The organism is Arthrobacter ginkgonis (assembly GCF_039540195.1).
In the GTDB taxonomy this organism is placed as follows: Bacteria; Actinomycetota; Actinomycetes; order Actinomycetales; family Micrococcaceae; genus Zafaria; species Zafaria ginkgonis.
On record NZ_BAABEO010000012.1, the window covers coordinates 187,380 to 206,563 of the forward strand.

Here is a 19,184-nt window from a genome sequence, read left to right on the forward strand (position 1 = left end):
CGCGCGCCCGGGAGGCCCTTCGTCGTGTTGGCCGCTACTTGGCCTGCAACTACTTGGATTCGGGAAGCTCCACCGTGACCACGGCGGCGGAGGTCGGCCCCGCCGATCCGCCCTCCGGCTCCACGGTCAGCGACAGGCCCTCGATGGCGTCCAGGCCCTTGAAGGCCGCGGTGGTGTCCAGCTCGTCGCGGGAGACGACCTGCAGCGAGCTCGGGTTGCCCGAATCCGCCGCCAGCACCCAGAGCTGGTAGTCGGAGCCGTCCTGCGGGGCCGGTAGTCCGGACAGCGTGACGGTGCCGGCGTCGGCGTCGGCGGAGACGGCCACGACGGCGGTTCCGCCACCCTCGATCTCCACCGTCGCCTCGACCCGGTCGGAGGCCTTGGCGACCTCCGCGGCAAGGTCCCGGGGGGCCAGGGACAGGGCAAGGCTGATGCCGCCGATCAGCAGGACGGCGGCCGCGACGGCCACCAGGAGCCACTTCCGTGCGGGCCTGCTGCGGCGTCCGCCGTCGTCCTCGGCAAGCTCCTCGATCAGGTCCAGTCCCAGGTCCGGAGCCTGATCAGGGTTCTCCTCCCCGGCGGGCTCGGAGGGGAAATCTGCGGGGTTGGTGCGGCGCATGGTACTCGTTTCTTACTTAGGGCGAACGCAGGGGGGCGCCCCACCAGCATAATTGACCTACCTGAACGCTTCCGGGATGTCGGCACGGAAGCTCCCCACGGACCTACAACGCGGACCGCTTGACCACGGCTCCGGCGAAGCCGTGCTGCCGCCACGCCTCGTAGAGCGCGATCGAGGCGGAATTGGCCAGGTTCAGCGAACGCCGCGCTTCCAGCATGGGCAGCCGGACGCGCGAGGTCACGCGCGGGTCGGCCTTGACGGCGGCGGGCAGTCCCACGGATTCGGGGCCGAACATAAGCACGTCGCCGGCGCGGTACTCGATGTCGGTGTACAGCTCCTCGCCGTCGGAGGTGAAGGCAAACACGCGCTCCGGGGCCAGGGCCTCCCACGCGTCCTCGAGCGTCTTGTGCACGGTGACCACGGCCAGGTCGTGGTAGTCGAGCCCGGCGCGGCGCAGCTTGGAGTCCTCGAAGTCGAAGCCGAGCGGTTCGACCAGGTGCAGTTCGGCGCCGGTCACCGCGGCCAGCCGGATGGCGTTGCCGGTGTTGCCGGGGATTTCGGGCGTGAAGAAAAGAATGCGGAACACGGCCCCCATCCTATGCCGGTATCAGTACATGCCGCCCAGCAGCCGGGCCAGCACCGGGACGTCCACCACGTTGGGGGCCGGGCCGGTGCCCAGGAACATCTTCAGTTCGCGCACCAGGTTCGCCCCGTTGACCACGTGCACGGCGGCGGTGGAGGACGGGTCCGCCCCGCGGGCGTAGTCGATGACCGGTTCGTGGAGGTTCCCGTCGGGGGAGAGGATCACCGTCCAGCCGGTCACGTTCAGCTCCGGGAAGATCTCCTGCATGCGCCGCACGGCCGGCGCCAGCCGCGGCGGATCGATGCCCTTCCCGTCCCGGAGCAGGCTGGTCCCGTCCCAGCGGTAGACTCCGCGCGGGAGCATCATCGAGTCGACCAGCGCCAGCCGGTACCCGGCCAGCAGGGCGTGGTCCAGGTAGCCGCGGTCGGCGGGGGAGTGCAGCCCGTTGACCAGGCGTGCCGAGGGCAGCGCCCCCAGCACGTGGGTGGAGAGCAGTTGGACGGTGCGGGCCTCCCGGGCCAGCCGGGCCTGCGCGCCGAAGACCCCGCGCTTGCGGGGCGCGCCGTGCATGCGCTGGGCGGCGGTGGCCTGGTCCAGCACGGGAACGGTGCCCGGCGCGAACGCCGGGACGTACACCGTCTCGTCGGTCGCCGTGGGGCGCGCCTGCCCGGGCCGGACCACCGTCTCGGCGCCGGCGCGGTAGGCTCCGGCGTCGTCGGAGGCCGGGCGCCGGTACGCGGACGTGCCGCCGTAGCTGCGGTCGTAGGCGCTGCGGGCCGCGGGGTCTGACAGCGTCTCGTAGGCCAGCGAGACCAGCCGGAACTCGGAGGCGTCCCCGCCGTGGTCCGGGTGGGTGGCCCGGGCCGCGCGCCGGTAGGCGGCCTTGACCGCGGCGGCGTCGGCGTTCACGGGGATCCCGAGCACCTCGTAGTGGGTCCGCTCCTGCGACACGGCGTGCGCCCCTTTCCTGGTGCCAGTGGGGTCGGCCCGCTGCCCGAAACGGGTGCCCGGAAACGGTGGTCCTGTACGGTGCCGACGGCAAAATCCTACCGGCCCCACCGCACCGGTAGGGTTGGGCGCATGAGCTTGGAATTCGCGGGCCCGGAGCCCGGACGCTGGATCGTCGAGGACCTGGCCCGGACGGCCGCCGGCCCGGAGGCCGCCTCCACCGTCGCCGGCCCGGAGGCCGCCTCCACCGTCGCCGGCCAGGTGCCGACCGGTTTCGCCGCCTATGCGCGGATCTTCCATCCGGCCGCGGACGACGACGGCCGTCCGGTCCGCTGGGCCGACGTCGCCGCCGCGCGGGGCACCGTCCTGCACGGGGAGGCCCAGTTCACGGCGGTGTCCGGGCTCTCCGAATACGGGGAGATGCTGGTGGAGGACGCGTGGGAGGGCGAGCCCCCCAGCGGCACCGGCATGCCCCAGCCGGACCTGGCGGCGCTCGCCGGAATCCTGGCCCGGCACACCTCCACCCCCGAGGAGGTCTACCTGGGGCTGTGGAACGGCTTTGCGTTCATCCACGGCGGCGACGCGGTGGCCCTGTTGTCGGCGGCCGATGAGGGGGAGGCCGACCCGGCGGTGCTGGCCGGGCAGCGGGCCCTGGAGGAGGAGGCGAAGAAGCCTGCCTTCGGCCCCGAGGTGATCGGTGGCCCCACCCTGGACCTGGCCGGCGGCTACCGTTCCTACTACGTCTTCCGCGGCAGCATGGAGGACCTGGCGAACCCGCTCTGGAAGCGGTACGGGCACATCGAGGAGCGCCAGTCCCCGAACCTCGCGTGGCCGGCCGACCGCGCGTGGCTGGTGTCCAGCGAACTGTACGAGGACAGCACGATCGTCGCCGGCAGCACCGAACTGGTCCGCGAACTCTCCGCGGCCCCCGGGCTCGAGGTGCGCACGGTGGTCCCGGGATCGCGGCTGGACCTCCACGGGGATCGGATCAACCCCATGCCCGAACTGCCCGGATACTAGGTCAGGCCCGGTCCCCGGCCCCGGCTTCGGCGGGGCAGGCGGCAGGGACCGGCGACGGGGCTTGATTCCTGGCCCGCGGCTTGAGGTTGGTGAGCGCCATGCCGCCGAGCACCAGGACTCCGCCGAGCACCTGCGCCGGCGTCAGGGCTTGGCCCAGCAGCACCGCGGCCAGTGCGGTGAAGACCGTGATCAGGTTCAGGAACATTCCCGCTGAACTGGGGGCGACCGTCCGCAGCGCGGCGTTCCACAGCAGGTAGGAGCCGATCGAGGGGAACAGCACCATGAACCCCAGCGAGGCCCACCCCGGGGTGTCGGCCGGCAACGGCACCCCGAACACGGCGGCGAACGGCGCCATCGCGGCCAGGGCGAACACCACCTGGGCGGCGGTCGAGGCGATGGCCGGCAGCCGGACGCGCCGGCCCAGGACCGTGTACAGCGCCCACACCGTGATCGCGCCGAGCATCAGCAGGTCCCCGCTGTTGAACCGCACCGCCAGCAGGTGATCCAGGCTTCCGCCGCTGAGCACCAGCAGGACCCCCGCAAGGCCAAGCAGCACCCCCGCCCAGCCGCGCCAGCCCGGGCGGGCCCGCAGGAGCACCACCGCGAAGACTACGATCAGTGCCGGATTGGCCGCATTGATCAGGGCCGCGTTCACGGCCGTGGTGTACTGCAGCGAGCCGTAGAGGAACAGGGCGTAGGCGCCCATGCCCAGGCACCCCATGGGCAGCAGGAGCCGCCAGCGGGCGGCCACGGCCCGCCAGTCCGGACGCTCGGCCACGTGGGCCAGCACCAGCAGCGGCACGACGGCGAAGGCCCACCGCCACCAGGTCAGGGCCAGCGGCTCCATCGACTTCACGGCGGTCTCGCCGACCACGTAGTTGCCCGCCCAAAACAGGGTGGCCAGGACCAGATACACAACCGCCTTCATGCCTAGGATTCAACGCTGTCCGGGGCCGATGCGCGAAATCGGGGTAGGGGAAAGACTGCCCCCGCCGTCCGATTCGCGCGGCGGGGGGGGCAGATGCGCGGGGCAGATGCAGGCGCGGCAGTGATCCTCGGTCCAGGCGCCGGCATGGACACCCATGGGGCTGAGGCGTATAACGGGCCGCAGAGGGGCCACAACACATCAAGGTTGCCGGCAGGGAGTTTGCGCCATGCTCGTGGTCAGGGAAGTGGTCAGGGGACAGGGCGAGCAGGACGCCGGGGAAGCGAACAGGCACTCGCCGCAGGGAATCGAAGGCCGGGACGCCGCTTCTGAGCAACGAGTCATGGCATGTCCCGCATTTTCCTGAGCCATTCGAGCCGGGACGTTCAACAGGCCACAGCGCTGAAGCGCTGGCTGGTGGTGCACGATCCGAGCCTTGCTGGGGAGATCTTCCTGGACGTGGACCCGGAGACGGGCATCAGTCCGGGCGAAGGCTGGCGCAATGCACTGAGGCAAGCCAATGCCCGATGCGAAGTGGTGATCTGCCTGCTTTCGGCGAACTGGGAGGCTTCCTACGAATGCAAGGCAGAGTTCCGATTGGCGGAGTCACTGAACAAACGCATCCTCTGCGCGCGGCTCGAGCCCGTGGCCGATGGCGGCACCACCGGGGAGTGGCAGTACTGCGACCTCTTTGGTGAAGGCCCGGACACGGTGGTTGCGGCGGAGGGAGGAGCCGGGCAGGTACGGTTCCGCACCGAGGGGCTGCATCGCCTGTACGGGGCGCTGCGGAAAGCCGGGATTGGCGCCGAGCACTTCGCCTGGCCGCCGTCCCACGACCCGGACCGTGCGCCCTACCGGGGCTGGGAGCCGCTGGAGGAAGTGGATGCGGCAGTGTTCTTCGGCCGGGACGCACAGATTGTCCGGGGCATGGATGCGCTGCGCGGCATGCGGACTGCCGGCGTCGAGTCGCTTTTTGTGATTCTTGGCCCCTCCGGTGCCGGCAAATCCTCCTTTCTGCGGGCGGGGCTCTTGCCCAGGTTGCGGCGTGAGGACCGGAAGTTCCTGGTGCTGGACATTGTGCGTCCCGAACGCAATGCGCTGACCGGCGAGCAGGGCCTGGGGCAGGCCGTCCATGCCCTGCGTACCCGCCTCGGGCTGGAGCGCCCGACGCTGGGTGAACTCAAGGAGGCCTGCTTTTCCGATCCGGACATGTTGCGGCAGTGGCTGCTGGAGGCGCGCCAGAAGGCGTTCGAGCAACTCCTCGAGGTCCCCCCGAACACGCCGCCGCCCACCCTGGTCCTGCCGTTGGACCAAGCCGAAGAGCTGTTCAATGCCGACGCCGGAACGGAGGGGCCCCTGTTCCTCGACCTGCTGGGGCGACTCTGCCACCGGGGCACCGAGCAGACAATGATCGTCGCTTGCACCATTCGGGCCGACCGCTACGAGGCACTTCAGACCGCGCCGGAACTGGCGGAGCTGCAGGGCGTTGTCTTCGATGACCTAAAGCCGATGCCGCGGGCGCAGTTCAAGGAAGTCATCCTCGGTCCCGCCGCGAGGGCGGGCCAAGCGGGGAAACGGTTGTCGGTGGAGCCGGCGCTCGTGGACAGGTTGCTGGAGGAATGCGGGCAGGGGGCCGACACCTTGCCGCTGCTGTCGCTGACGCTTGCGCGGCTGTACCAGGATTATGGGGGCGACGGGGATCTGCGGCTGGACGAGTATCTGAAAATGGGCGGCCTGCCCCACGTGGTGCAGACCGAAATTGACAGCCTGCTGGCCACCGGCACCGTCCAACGGCAGCGCCAGCTGGAACTGCTTCGCTCGGCGTTCATCCCCTGGCTGGCCACCATCAATCCGGACAACGACCAGCCGATGCGCCGGGTCGCACGCTGGGCCGACCTGCCCGAGGAAGCCCGCCCGCTCATCGACGCCCTGGTGGAGAAGCGCCTATTGGTCCGGGACGTGCGGGGCGGTGAAGGCGTCGTCGAAGTGACCTTGGAAAGCCTGCTGCGGCAGTGGCGCGAGCTGGCCGACTGGCTGGGCGAGGAACGGGAGGACCTCAAGGACGCGGACAGCCTGGAGCGCGCGGCCGCGGCTTGGGAACACAGCCGGCGCAACGAGGCCTGGCTGCTGGAGGGCATGCGCCTGGCGGACGCCGAGACCCTGGCCGCGAAACCAGGCTTCCGCGAACGGCTCAACCCCAGCCGGGAATTCCTGCTGGCCTCGCGGCAGCGTGAGCAGGACCGGCTGATGGCCGAGAAACGCCGGCATGAGGCCGAACTGCAGGCCGCGCGGGAGAAGCAGGTGGAGGCCGAAGCCCACGCCACGGTCCTTCGGAAACGGTCGCGGGTGTTGCATCTTGTCCTCGCCGCCACCGCGGCGATCGCGGTCGTTGCGGTGGGTCTGGGGCTGGTTGCCGGGGTCTCGCTATATCTTGTCGGGATTTCCGCGACCGAGGCCGATGACCGCTCCCGCGAGGCGACCGTCCTGCGGCTGGTCTCCGAATCCCGCTCCATGCTGGCCGGCGACGTGTCCGGTGGGAGCCTGCGGGCAGTGAAGCAGATCCTGGCCGCGCAGGCGGTGAAGCCGATGCCCGAGGGGGAGGACGCGCTGATGGAGGCACTCCTCTTGCAGTATGGCGGGCGAGGCATCGTGGAAGTCGACTCCGAGGTCAATTCCGTGGCGTTCAGCCCGGACGGGCGCCGGATCGCCTCGGGCAGCACGGATGGAACGGTGCGGTTGTGGGATGCCGCCACCGGCGAACCGGTCGGCGAGCCGCTTTCCGGACACACGAGCGATGTGTGGGGGGTGGCATTCAGCCCGGACGGGCGTCGGATCGTCTCGGGCAGCACGGATGGGACGGTGCGGTTGTGGGATGCCGCCACCGGCGAACCGGTCGGCGAGCCGCTCTCCGGGCACACGGGGTGGGTGACCTCCGTGGCGTTCGGGCTGGACGGGAAGAGGATTGTTTCCGGTGGCCAGGATGGAACGGTGCGGTTGTGGGATGCAACCACCGGCGATCCGGTCGGGGAGCCTTTGGTCGGGCACGAAGGCCCGGTGTGGGCAGTGGCGGTCAACCAAGACCGACGGATCGCCTCCGGCGGGAGCGACGGCACGGTGCGGTTGTGGGACGCCGCCACCGGCGATCCGGTCGGTAAGCCGCTGGCCGGGCATGACGGCACGGTATGGGACGTGGCGTTCAGTCCGGATGGGAGCAGGATCGCCTCGGGCGGTAGCGACGGGACGGTGCGGTTGTGGGATGCCGCCACCGGCGATCCGGTCGGTGAGCCGCTGGCCGGGCATGACGATTCGGTATGGGCGGTCGCGTTCAGCCCGGACGGGCGTCGGATCGCTTCCGGTAGCGCGGACGGCACGGTGCGGTTGTGGGATGCAGCCCTCGGCACATCGGTCGGTGATCCCTTGGCCGGGCACGACGGCCCGGTGTGGGCGGTTGCGTTCAGCCCGGACGGGACCCAGCTCATCTGGGGAAGCGAGGACGGCACGGTGCGGTTGTGGGACGTTGTTGCCGGTGAACCGGTCAATGAGCCGTTGGCCGGGCACGTTGGCGAGGTGTGGGGGGTGGCGTTCAGTCCGGATGGGAGCAGGATCGCCTCGGGCGGGAGCGACGGCACGGTGCGGTTGTGGGACGCCGCCAAGGGCGACCCTGTCGGTGAGCCGCTGGTGGGCCATGAGGGTACGGTGTGGGCGGTGGCGTTCGGTCCGGATGGGAGCCGGATCGTTGCGGGGGGCGTGGATGGCACGGTGCGGTTGTGGGATGCAACCAGCGGCGCGCCGGTCGGGAAGCCGCTGGCCGGGCACGACGGCGACGTGTGGGCGGTGGCGTTCGGTCCGGATGGGAGCCGGATCGTTTCGGGGGGCGTGGATGGCACGGTGCGGTTGTGGGATGCAACCAGCGGCACACCGGTCGGCGAGCCGCTCGTAGGGCATGCGGGCACGGTGCGGGCGGTGGCGTTCAGTCCGGATGGGAGCCGGATCGTCTCGGGGGGCGCGGATGGCACGGTGCGGTTGTGGGACGCAATCAGCGGCACACCGGTCGGCGAGCCGCTCGTAGGCCACTTCGGGGAGGTGCGGGGGGTAGCTTTCAGCCCGGGCGCGCGTCGGATCGTCTCTGACGGCTTGGACGGTACGGTGCGGCTGTGGGACGCCGTCGCCGGCGCACCGCTCGGATGGCCGAGCGGACAGCAGCGTCGAGGAACACAGCTGCTGGCGGTGGCCTTCAGTCCGGACGGAAGCCGGATCGCCTCCGGTGGCGCAGACGGGACGGTGCGGTTGTGGGATGCCGCCACGGGCGAACCGGTCGGCGAACCGCTGGCGAGACATCAGCGGGAGGTGACCTCCGTGGCGTTCAGCCCGGATGGAGACTGGATCGTTTCCGGCAGCGAAGACGGGACGCTGCGGCGGTGGCCGGTGATTGCCGACAAACCCGGCCAGGACTTGTCCGCGCAGCTGTGCGCCAAACTCACCCGGAACCCCAGCCATCAACAGTGGAGCGAGTGGGTGTCCCCGGATATCGACTACGTCAGGGTCTGTCCGGACTTGCCGATACCGGACGTCCCTGCCGCCGGTTGATCCCGACATCGCAGACGGGAGCAAGACGGTGAAGGCCTCACGTATTATCAGGACCCGATCGTTGCGCAGCACTTGGCGGTCTTCGCGTTACCGTCTGCCGGCGCTCAAGGCCGCTGCCGTTCTGTGCGGGGTGGTGCTGGCAGTGTGCGTCGCGATCGCCTTTGCCGGTGCCGCCTTTTTCCCCCACGAACAGTCCGGGCCCTTCTTGGATCCGACATCGCCGTTACTCATCACGCTTGCTGCAGCTGCGGTGTTGGCCGGAGCCTGGCTCGTGGAAGCCCTCAGCCGTTCCCAAGCCCGCAAAAGCCACGCGTGGCTGGTCACCACGCTGGGAGGCGCCGCCGTGGCGCTGGGTATAGCGGCCTACTGGCGCTGCTATCCGGGCATGTCTCCTTTCTGGGCGCCCTTGGCCGAAACCTTGAGGCTGTTTTCCGGGGGCCTCGACCAGCCCTTCGGCCGTGACCTGGCGGGTTCCTGTCCGGCCCGTCCGCCGACCGCCCTCCAGTTGGCGCGTGTCCTGGGCTGGCTGGCCGTGTCGGCGGGTGTGGTAGGGCTCGTCCGCTCGGTCTTCCCGCGCTATGCGGATCGGGTGCGGGCACGCATGGCTGGCCGGATCACCTTGGTGACCGGCGTTTCCGGGAGCCTCACCGGCATGGACGCCTTCGGCGTCCTGACCGATATCGCCACCGAGGCCCCCGAGGGCAGCCTGGTGGTTCTGATCGACTCCGGCATCGATGAGGCGCTGGCGTTCCGGTGCCGCAAGGCCGGCATCGTCGTCGTCGATGGCGACCCGGCGGACCCGCAGGAGCGGTCCGCTGCCTTCGGGCGCAAGCGCCGCATCATCGACGCCGTCTACTTCCTGTCGGACGACGCCGGAAGGAATATCGCGCAGTACCGCTCCGTCCGGAAGGGCCTGGCCTACGATGCCGAGGCCGCGGTCCGGGTTCCGGTCAGGGCCTATGTGCGAATCGATGACCTGTGGCGTGGCGATGCGTTCCGGCGTGAGCAGCTGCACGCCGCCCAACCTTGGATGGCCGATGCCATCAGTGTTCCGGGCGCCATGGCGCAGTCCATGGCCGACTCGATCCTGGACGCGGGATGCAGCACCGTGTGGGTATTCGGTTCCAACCGGCTGGTCCAGGCCCTGTTGTCCGAATTTGCCGTGCGTGACCGCGAAGCCGCGATCTTCACGGAGCGCCCCGGCGACACCATCCCGTGCCTGCGGGTGTGGGACCCGCAGGCACGGGATGTCATCGAAGACTTCGAGCTGTTCCAGGCCCGGTTCGGCCGCTGGACCTTTCGGCATCCGGTGGAACCGGTGGCGGGACAGCCGGATCTTCAGCGGCTGGCCCGGAAACTTGCCGCGGAGCCGAACGCCTGCGTCGTCGTTGCCGACCCAGCCGAGCTCCCGGTTTCCGACCTGCCGCAGCGGCTGGCCGCCAAATGCCCGCACCACCTGATTTTCCGGGCAAGTGAATCGGAACCGGGAAATCCGGCCGAGCCGCTGTTTGGCCGGCTGTTCGCCGTCGGCCCCACGCTGGGCCTGGACGTGGGGGTCGGTTCGGGCCTCTGGGGCCGCATGGCCAGGCTGAAACACGAGGCATATCGTCTACAGCACGCCACGGCCGGGGCCGAGCTCACCGAGTCCCGCAAACCCTTCGATGAGCTCTCCGCCTTCTATCAGGCCAACAACGTGCGTCCCATCCTTACCCTGATGCGTGCCATGGCCCCGCTGGGCATCGACTGGTCGCCCGCGGACCTGGCCCCCGGCAACGGAAGCCGGCCGGCATGCCTGAGCCAGGACGAAATCCAGCGGCTTGCCCGGCTGGAGCACGAATCCTGGATGGAATACCTCCTGGCCCACGGCTGGACCCGCGGCGGCCGCTCCGACCGGCCCAAACGCCACCCGAACCTAGTGCCGTGGGAGCAACTGGACGGCCCCGACCGGGAGAAGGACGTCAGCAGCGTCTTTGACACCCTGGAACTGCTGGCGTTGCTGGGCTTCCGGCCCTACCGCCTTAAGCACGTTGCGCAGGACGAGGGCGGGTGGGCCCGCTACCTCAGGGTGGGCGAGGTCACGGCGACACCGCTCACCGAGCCCAGGGAATGGAGCACGGAGAACGGGGACCAGCTCCGGGGAGATGCAGGAGACTGGTGGGTCGAGTCCGCCGACCGGCACCAGTGGACGGTGAAGGCGGAGCAATTCACCAGGACCTACCAGCATGTCGAGGCGGACCGCTGGCAGCGGGTCGGCAGCATTTTCGCCCACGTGTCCAACGACAGTGAGGCCATCATGACGCTGGAAGGGCTGGCGGTGGCTCGCTCGGGCGACTACATTGCCCGGGCCAACACCGGCGAGTCCTGGGTGATCCCGTCCCAATCCTTCCGGCAGCGCTACGTGCCGGACGGCTAAGGCCCCGAGCCCGGTAGAATTGGCGGGTGCCCGCGAACACCCCCGTCCACCTCGAACCCGTCTACCTGGACCATGCCGCCACGACCCCCATGTCCGCGGCCGCGCTGGCCGTGATGACCCGCGAACTGGCCCGCACCGGCAACCCGTCCTCGCTGCACGGGGCCGGCCGGCGTGCCCACATGGCCGTCGAGGACGCCCGCGAGACCCTGGCCTCCGCGGCGGGCGCCCATTCCTCCGAGGTGATCTTCACCTCCGGCGGCACCGAGGCGGACAACCTGGCGGTCAAGGGCCTCTACTGGGCGCGGAACACCGCGGACCCGCGCCGGCGCCGGATCCTGTGCAGCACGGTCGAGCACCACGCGGTGCTGGACACGGTCGAGTGGCTCGAGGCCCACCAGGGCGCGGAAGCCGTCTGGATCCCCGTTGACGCCGAGGGCCGCCTGGACCTGAAGGCGCTGGGTGCCGAGATCGGCCGCGACCCGGAGTCGGTGGCGCTGGTGACGGCCATGTGGGCCAATAACGAGGTCGGTACCGTGCAGCCGATCGCCGAGGCCGTTGCGCTGGCCTCCGCCCACGGCATCCCCGTCCACTCCGACGCCGTCCAGGCCTTCACCTCGGTGCCGGTGGACTTCGCCGCCTCGGGGCTGGCGACGATGGCCGTGAGCGGACACAAGATCGGTGGCCCCGTTGGCATCGGCGCGCTCTTCGTGCGCCGCGACGTGGCCCTTGTCCCGGTCCAGCACGGCGGCGGGCACGAGCGCGCGCTGCGCTCGGGAACCCTCAACACCGCCGCGGCCGCCGCGTTCGCCCGGGCAGCACACGACGCCGTCGCGGCCCTTCCCGCGGAAAGCGAACGGCTGGCGACGCTGCGCGACCGGCTGGTCGCCGGCGTCGTGCACGCGGTCCCCGAGGCCGTGCTCAACGGCCCGGACGACGCCGGCCACGCCGGCACGCGCCTGCCCGGCAACGCCCATTTCACCTTCCCCGGCTGCGAGGGGGATTCGCTGCTGTTCATGCTGGACATGCTGGGCATCGCCTCCTCCACCGGCTCCGCCTGCACCGCCGGGGTGCCCCGGCCCAGCCACGTCCTGCTGGCCATGGGCCGGGACGAGGAGACCGCGCGCGGGTCCCAGCGCTTCACGCTCGGGCATACATCCACCGGCCCCGACGTTGACGCTTTGGTGGCCGCGCTGCCCGAGGCCTACGCGCGGGCGCGGAAGGCCGGCATGGCCGGCCACGAAAGCAGCATTCGAACAGCGGGAACGGGTTTCATTTCATGAGGGTTTTGGCGGCAATGAGCGGCGGGGTCGACTCCGCGGTGGCGGCGGCGCGCGCCGTGGAGGCCGGGCACGACGTCGTCGGCGTGCACCTGGCGCTGAGCCGGATGCCCGGCACGCTGCGCACCGGCAGCCGGGGCTGCTGCACCATCGAGGACTCCCGCGACGCCTGGCGCGCCTGCGACGTGCTCGGCATCCCGTACTACGTGTGGGACTTCTCCGAGCGGTTCAAGGAGGACGTGGTCGAGGACTTCGTCGCCGAATACGCCGCCGGCCGAACCCCGAACCCGTGCATGCGCTGCAACGAGCGCATCAAGTTCGCCGCGCTGCTGGAGAAGGCCCTTGCGCTCGGCTTCGACGCCGTGTGCACCGGCCACTACGCCAAGGTCATCGAGGACGCCGACGGCAACCGCGAACTGCACCGCGCCGCCGACTGGGCCAAGGACCAGTCCTACGTGCTGGGCGTGCTGACCCACGAGCAGCTCAAGCACTCCCTGTTCCCGCTGGCGGACACCCCCTCCAAGGCCGAGGTCCGCGCGGAGGCCGAGCGCCGCGGGCTGTCCGTGGCGAACAAGCCGGACAGCCACGACATCTGCTTCATCCCTGACGGCGACACCCGCGGCTGGCTCTCCGAGCGCATCGAGATGGCCGACGGCGAGATCCTGGACCACGAGGGCACCGTGGTGGGCACCCACCCGGGCGCCCACGCGTTCACCGTCGGCCAGCGCAAGGGCCTGCGGCTGGGCCGCCCGGCCCCGGACGGGAAGCCGCGCTTCGTGCTGGAGATCCGTCCCAAGGACAACACGGTTGTGGTGGGACCGCAGGAGCTGCTCGCCGTGGACGTGCTGCGCGGCATCAAGGTCAGCTGGGCCGGCCTGCCGATCCCCGCGGCCGGCTCCGGCGAGGAGTTCGACTGCATGGTCCAGGTGCGGGCGCACGGCGACCCGGTCCCGGCCCGCGCGCGCGTCGAAGCCGGCGCGGACGGCCGCCCCGAACTGGCCGTGTCGCTGGTGGAACCGCTGCGGGGGGTGGCCCCCGGACAGACCATGGTCCTGTACCAGGGCACCCGCGTGCTGGGCCAGGCGACCATCGACTCGACGCGCAGCGCCGCCTGGCAGGGCGCCGCCGGCTGACCCTGTTCCCTTCGGGTCCCGTCTCCTCGGGCCCTGTTCCATCCGTGTCCTGTCTGGTTGAATCGGCTCACGTCAGCGTGGTCCCATTCACTCGTTGCCTGACATGGAGGAAATCGATGACCAGCACACCAACCAGGCTTCGGTTCGCTGCGGCGGTCATGGGCGCATCCGCCCTGGCGCTGACCGCCTGCACCGGGCCTTCCGGCACCACCGCGACGAGCGGGACGGCCGCCGGGGGGACGATCACGGTCGGGACCACAGACAAGGTCACCTCGCTGGATCCGGCGGGTTCCTACGACAACGGGTCGTTCGTGGTGATGAACCAGATCTTCCCGTTCCTGATGAACTCCGCCCCCGGCAGCCCGGACCCGGAGCCCGACATCGCCGAATCGGCCGAGTTCACCACCCCCACCGAGTACACGGTGAAACTGAAGCCCGGCCTGAAATGGGCCAACGGCAACGACCTCGACTCCGCCGACGTCAAGTTCACGTTCGACCGCCAGGTCAAGATCGCCGACCCCAACGGACCCTCCTCGCTGCTCGGGAACCTGGACTCGGTGGAGGCCCCGGATCCCACGACCGTGGTCTTCAAGCTCAAGCAGGGCAACGACCAGACGTTCGCCCAGGTCCTGGGCAGCCCCGTCGCGCCCATCGTGGACGACGAGGTGTTCCCCGCGGACGCGGTCCTCGACGACGACTCGATCGTTGCCGGCAAGGCCTTCGCGGGCCCGTACGCGATCGACAGCTACAAGAAGAACGAGCTGATCGCCTTCAAGGCCTACGACGGCTACCAAGGCCTGCTCGGCGCCCCGGCCACGTCCACGGTCAACATGAAGTACTACGCCAACTCGAACAACCTGAAGCTGGACATCCAGCAGGGCAACATCGACGTCGCCTACCGCTCCCTGACCCCGACCGACGTAGAAAGCCTCGGCAAGGACAGCAAGGTCAAGGTCCACAAGGGCCCCGGCGGGGAACTGCGCTACATCGTCTACAACTTCGACACCATCCCCTTCGGTGCCGCGACGCCGGAGGCGGACGAGGCCAAGGCCCTGGCCGTGCGCCAGGCCACCGCCCACCTGGTGGACCGCCAGGCGATCGCCACCCAGGTCTACAAGGACACCTACACCCCGGTGTACTCCTACGTGCCGGCCGGCTTCACCGGTGCGATCGAACCGCTCAAGGACCTCTACGGCGACAATGGCGGCCCGTCCCTGGACAAGGCCAAGGCCGTCCTTGAGGCGGCCGGCGTCACCACCCCGGTCACCCTGAACCTGCAGTACAACCCGGACCACTACGGCCCGTCCTCGGGCGACGAGTACGCGATGATCAAGAACCAGCTGGAGACCGGCGGCCTGTTCAAGGTGAACCTGCAATCGACCGAGTGGGTCACCTACCAGAAGTCGCGCATCACCGACTACCCGATGTACCAGCTGGGTTGGTTCCCCGACTACTCGGACGCCGACAACTACCTCTCGCCGTTCTTCGCGAAGGACAACTTCCTGAACAACAACTACTTCAACGCCGACGTCGACCGGATGATCAGCGAGCAGCGCGTCACGGTCGACCAGGCGAAGCGAACCGGGCTGATCGAGGACATCCAAACGGCGGTGGCCAAGGACCTCTCGACGCTGCCGCTGCTCCAGGGCGCCCAGGTCGCCGTGGCCGGCGCCGGCGTGCAGGGCGTGGACCAGACCCTGGACGCCTCCTTCAAGTTCCGCCTGGGCGTGCTGTCCAAGTAGTCACGAGCCCAGTAGTCACAAGCGTTGCCGGCGGGGCGCGCCGCGTCCCGCCGGCTATGAGGGAGGTGCCCGATGTCATCCCTGATCGAACTTCCGGAAGCCGCCGACGACCCCACCGCCACGGCGGCCCGCAGCAGGACCAAGGCCGGCGGAAGCCTGGGCCGTTACCTGCTGGTGAGGTTCCTGCTGATCTTTCCCACGATCTTCATCCTGGTCACCCTGGTGTTCTTCCTGATGCGCATCACCGGCGACCCCATCACTGCCGCCATGGGCGGGCGCCTCACGCCCGACCAGCTGGCCCAGCGCATCCACGAGGCCGGCTACGACCGCCCCCTGCTGGTGCAATACCTCGAGTACCTGGGACAGGTCTTCTCCGGGAACTTCGGGCGCACGCTCACGGACAACCGGGCCGTCACGGAGGTCCTGCTCACTTACGGCGCCGCAACGCTCGAACTGGCGCTGAACGCGCTGGTCATCGCCCTGCTGGTGGGCATCCCGTTCGGGCTGCTCGCGGCCCGGTTCCGGGACAAGTGGCCGGACGCGGTGCTGCGGGTCGCCGCGATCCTCTTCTACGCGACCCCGGTGTTCTTTGCCGGCCTGCTGCTCAAGCTCGTCTTCGGGGTGGGGCTGGGCTGGCTGCCGATCGCCGGCCGCGCGGGCATCGACAGCGAACTGGCGCTGGCCAACCTCGGCGCGCCCACCGGCATCTACTGGCTGGACGCCATCCGCTCCGGCAACTGGGAGGCCCTGGGCGACGTGGCGCGGCACGCGGTGCTGCCGGCGGTCGCACTCGGCCTGCTCACCGCCGGGGTCTTCCTCCGGCTGGTCCGCACCAACGTGATCGGCACCCTCGGCAGGGAATACGTGGAGGCCGGACGCTCCCGCGGAGTGTCCGAATACCGGTTGCTCACCCACCATTCCTTCAAGCCCGCGCTCATCCCGATCATCACCGTGATGGGCCTGCAGATCGCGCTGCTGCTGGGAGGGGCCGTGCTGACGGAATCCACGTTTGAATGGAAGGGCCTGGGCTTCATGCTGGCCCAGTACCTCACGGCCCGCGACTTCGTCGCCGTGCAGGGCATCGTCATGCTGCTGGCGGTGATCGTGGCCGTCACCAACTTCATCGTGGACGTCATCGCCGCGCTGCTCGACCCGAGGGTGAGGTACTGACATGGCAACCACCGCACCCGCCGAGCCCGCCCGCGGCTCCTTCTGGAGCCGCCTGCCGGTCGTGTCCCACCTGCGCATGAGCGTTGGCCTGCAGCGCGGCATGCTCATCGCCGGCGTCGTGCTGACCGCCGTCTTCCTGTTCGTGGCGATCTGCGCGCCCCTGCTCGCCCCCTACGGGTTCGCGCAGACCTTCGACGCCGCCGGCCCCTTCCCCACGCAGGCGCCGCCCAGTCCCCAACACCCGTGGGGCACCACGGTCGGCGGTTACGACGTCCTCTCCCGCACGCTGTGGGGAGCCCGGACGTCGGCCGCGGTGATCGTCGTCGCCGTCGTGCTGTCGATCTTCGCCGGCATCGCGCTCGGGCTGGTTTCCGGCTACCTGGGCGGGTGGCTGGACCGCGTGCTCGTGGTCGTCGCGGACGCGATCTACGCCTTCCCGTCCCTGCTGCTGGCGATCGTCATGTCGATCGTGATCAGCCAGGGCCAGTCCAGCCTGTGGGGCGGCATCTTCGCCGCCGCGATCTCGATCACCGTGGTCTTCATCCCGCAGTACTTCCGAGTCATCCGCGCGGAGACCATCCGGCTGAAGTCCGAGCCGTTCGTGGAGTCGGCGATGGTCGTCGGGGCCTCCTCGTGGCGGATCATGGGCCGGCACATCTTCCGCAACGCCACGCGCACGCTGCCGCTGATCTTCACGCTCAACGCCTCCGAGGCCGTCCTCACCCTCGCCGGCCTCGGCTTCCTGGGCTTCGGCATCGAACCCACGGCGGCGGCCGAATGGGGGTACGACCTCAACCGTGCGCTGTCCGACGCCACCAGCGGCATCTGGTGGACCGGCATCTACCCCGGCATGGCGATCGTGCTCACCGTGATGGGCCTGACGCTGCTGGGCGAATCGATGAACGACCTCGCCGACCCGCGGCTGCGCGGGCGGCGCAAGGCCGGCCGGTCAAAGGCCGGCCGGCACGGCACGACGGCGGCCGGTGCGGCCGGGAAGGAAACGGCGGCATGAGCGCGGCAACGGAAGCGAACGCGGACCGGACCGGCGGTCCGGTCCTGGACATCAGGAACCTGGCGGTCACCTTCGCGACGGACGCCGGCGACGTGGCGGCCGTCCGCGACGTCAGCCTGAGCGTTGCTCCCGGGGAGGTGGTCGCAATCGTCGGCGAATCCGGGTCCGGCAAGACCGTGACGGCGCGGGCCGTGCTGGGCCTGCTCGCCGAGACCGCAAGCAGCACGGGCGCGGTGCTGGTCAGCGGGCACAACGTGGTGGCGCTGAGCGGCGCCGACCTGCGCGCCCTGCGCGGGCCGGACGTGGCGATGATTTTCCAGGAGCCATCGACCGCGCTGAACCCCGTCTTCACGGTGGGGTGGCAGATCGCCGAAGGCATCCGGGCCCACGGCAAGGTCTCGAAGAAGGAGGCCCGCACCCGGGCCATCGAGGCGCTGCGCAAGGTCGGCATCCCGGACCCGGAGCATCGGGTCGACTACTACCCGCACCAGTTCTCCGGCGGGCAGAAACAGCGCGTGGTGATCGCGTCGGCATTGGCGCTGAACCCGGCGCTGATCGTGGCCGACGAGCCCACCACCGCCCTGGACGTGACGGTGCAGGCGGAGATCCTGGACCTGCTGCGCGAACTGCGGGACACGTACAACACCGCGATCGTCCTGATCACCCACAACATGGGGGTGGTCGCCGACCTCGCGGACCGCGTTATGGTGATGTACCGCGGGGACGTCGTGGAGGAGGCGCCGGTCGGCGAGCTCTTTGCCCATCCGCGCGAGCAGTACACGCAGGACCTGCTCGCGGCCGTGCCCCACCTGGGCCGTCATTCCGCCTCGGCGGGAATGACGGAGCGGGACCGCTCCGGGCAGGAACTGCTGGTGGAAGCGGACCGGCTGAGCATCGAGTTCCCGGGGCGCCTCGGGGCCCCGGGGTTCAAGGCCGTGGACGGTGTCAGCCTGAGCATCGCGGCCGGGGAGGTGTACGGGCTGGTGGGGGAGTCCGGTTCGGGCAAGACCACGATCGGACGGGCGATCGCCGGCCTGAACCGGGTGACCGGCGGGTCCCTGAAGGTGTTCGGCTACGAGATGCACGGGTTCCATGAGCGAACCTTCAAGCCGCTGCGCAAGGACATCGGATTCGTCTTCCAGGACCCCGCGGCCAGCTTCAACCCGCAGCTGACCATCGGAGACTGTGTCGCCGAACCCCTGTTCGTGCACCGGCAGGGCGATGCCGCCGCCATCCGCCGCAGGGTCGGGGAACTCCTCGAATCGGTGCAGCTGCCCGCCGCATACGCCGACCGCTTCCCGCACGAACTCTCCGGCGGACAGCGGCAGCGGGCCTCCCTGGCCCGGTCACTGGCGCTGCACCCCCGCCTGCTAATCGCCGACGAACCCACCTCAGCCCTCGACGTGTCCGTCCAGGCCAAGGTGCTTGAACTGTTCCGCGAACTCCAGCAGCAACTGGGGTTCGCCGCGCTGTTCATCAGCCACGACCTGGCCGTTGTGGACATGCTCTCCCATTGGGTGGGCGTGCTGCTGCGCGGCAGGCTTGTCGAGGAAGGCGTCGGCAGCCGCGTCATGGGCGACCCGCAGCACCCCTACACGCGCAGGCTCATCGCCTCGCTGCCCGTCCCCGACCCCGAGGAACAGGCCCGACGGCGGGAGGCCCTGCGCGGCACCACGGACTGACACAGCCCCACCGGGGACCCGCTCGCTCGGCGCGGGTCCATCGGCCAGTAGCGTCCACCCGCCTCCCACCCCT

At 70.0% G+C, this 19,184-nt stretch carries 13 protein-coding genes; 9 read left to right on the plus strand and 4 right to left on the minus strand.

Features of this window, described 5'->3' with window-relative positions:
* Positions 1-49: 49 nt before the first annotated feature.
* The 3 genes from ABD912_RS10570 to ABD912_RS10580 form a co-directional block, all read right to left on the minus strand.
* Positions 50-619 carry an anti-sigma factor gene (locus tag ABD912_RS10570; RefSeq protein ID WP_345150637.1) on the minus strand — a complete coding sequence of 190 codons (570 nt, stop codon included), beginning with the start codon at positions 617-619 and terminating at the stop codon, positions 50-52.
* A gap of 103 nt (positions 620-722) precedes the next feature.
* Positions 723-1,205, minus strand: a complete 483-nt coding sequence (locus ABD912_RS10575; protein ID WP_345150639.1) for a tRNA (cytidine(34)-2'-O)-methyltransferase — start codon at positions 1,203-1,205, stop codon at positions 723-725.
* Positions 1,206-1,226: 21 nt separating this feature from the next.
* The gene (locus ABD912_RS10580) at positions 1,227-2,153 is read right to left on the minus strand and encodes a J domain-containing protein (protein ID WP_345150640.1); all 927 of its coding nucleotides are present in this window, start codon (positions 2,151-2,153) and stop codon (positions 1,227-1,229) included.
* A gap of 129 nt (positions 2,154-2,282) precedes the next feature.
* Between ABD912_RS10580 and ABD912_RS10585 the strand changes: the two genes are divergently transcribed.
* Positions 2,283-3,170, plus strand: coding sequence for a hypothetical protein (locus ABD912_RS10585; RefSeq protein ID WP_345150641.1), 888 nt, complete (start codon positions 2,283-2,285; stop codon positions 3,168-3,170).
* Position 3,171: 1 nt separating this feature from the next.
* Here ABD912_RS10585 and ABD912_RS10590 read toward each other — a convergent pair whose 3' ends face one another.
* Positions 3,172-4,098 carry a DMT family transporter gene (locus ABD912_RS10590; RefSeq protein ID WP_345150642.1) on the minus strand — a complete coding sequence of 309 codons (927 nt, stop codon included), beginning with the start codon at positions 4,096-4,098 and terminating at the stop codon, positions 3,172-3,174.
* Positions 4,099-4,443: 345 nt separating this feature from the next.
* Between ABD912_RS10590 and ABD912_RS10595 the strand changes: the two genes are divergently transcribed.
* The 8 genes from ABD912_RS10595 (at position 4,444) to ABD912_RS10630 (ending at position 19,111) form a co-directional block, all read left to right on the plus strand.
* A complete protein-coding gene (locus tag ABD912_RS10595) occupies positions 4,444-8,682 on the plus strand; it encodes an nSTAND1 domain-containing NTPase (protein ID WP_345150643.1) in 4,239 nt (1,412 codons plus the stop codon).
* 271 nt (positions 8,683-8,953) lie between these two features.
* Complete coding sequence (locus tag ABD912_RS10600; RefSeq protein ID WP_345150646.1) at positions 8,954-11,095, plus strand: RyR domain-containing protein; 2,142 nt, start codon at positions 8,954-8,956, stop codon at positions 11,093-11,095.
* Positions 11,096-11,184: 89 nt separating this feature from the next.
* The gene (locus ABD912_RS10605) at positions 11,185-12,375 is read left to right on the plus strand and encodes a cysteine desulfurase family protein (protein WP_425548052.1); all 1,191 of its coding nucleotides are present in this window, start codon (positions 11,185-11,187) and stop codon (positions 12,373-12,375) included.
* The gene (gene mnmA / locus ABD912_RS10610) at positions 12,372-13,505 is read left to right on the plus strand and encodes a tRNA 2-thiouridine(34) synthase MnmA (protein WP_345150650.1); all 1,134 of its coding nucleotides are present in this window, start codon (positions 12,372-12,374) and stop codon (positions 13,503-13,505) included. The genes ABD912_RS10605 and mnmA overlap by 4 nt, the downstream gene beginning before the upstream one ends.
* A 116-nt stretch (positions 13,506-13,621) precedes the next feature.
* Complete coding sequence (locus tag ABD912_RS10615; protein WP_345150652.1) at positions 13,622-15,247, plus strand: ABC transporter substrate-binding protein; 1,626 nt, start codon at positions 13,622-13,624, stop codon at positions 15,245-15,247.
* Positions 15,248-15,319: 72 nt separating this feature from the next.
* The gene (locus tag ABD912_RS10620) at positions 15,320-16,417 is read left to right on the plus strand and encodes an ABC transporter permease (protein WP_345150654.1); all 1,098 of its coding nucleotides are present in this window, start codon (positions 15,320-15,322) and stop codon (positions 16,415-16,417) included.
* 1 nt (position 16,418) lies between these two features.
* Positions 16,419-17,429, plus strand: coding sequence for an ABC transporter permease (locus ABD912_RS10625; protein ID WP_345150656.1), 1,011 nt, complete (start codon positions 16,419-16,421; stop codon positions 17,427-17,429).
* Positions 17,426-19,111 (plus strand): ABC transporter ATP-binding protein, encoded by a 1,686-nt coding sequence (locus ABD912_RS10630; RefSeq protein WP_345150658.1) that lies wholly within the window; start codon positions 17,426-17,428, stop codon positions 19,109-19,111. Before ABD912_RS10625 ends, ABD912_RS10630 begins: the two co-directional genes overlap by 4 nt.
* Positions 19,112-19,184 lie beyond the last annotated feature (73 nt).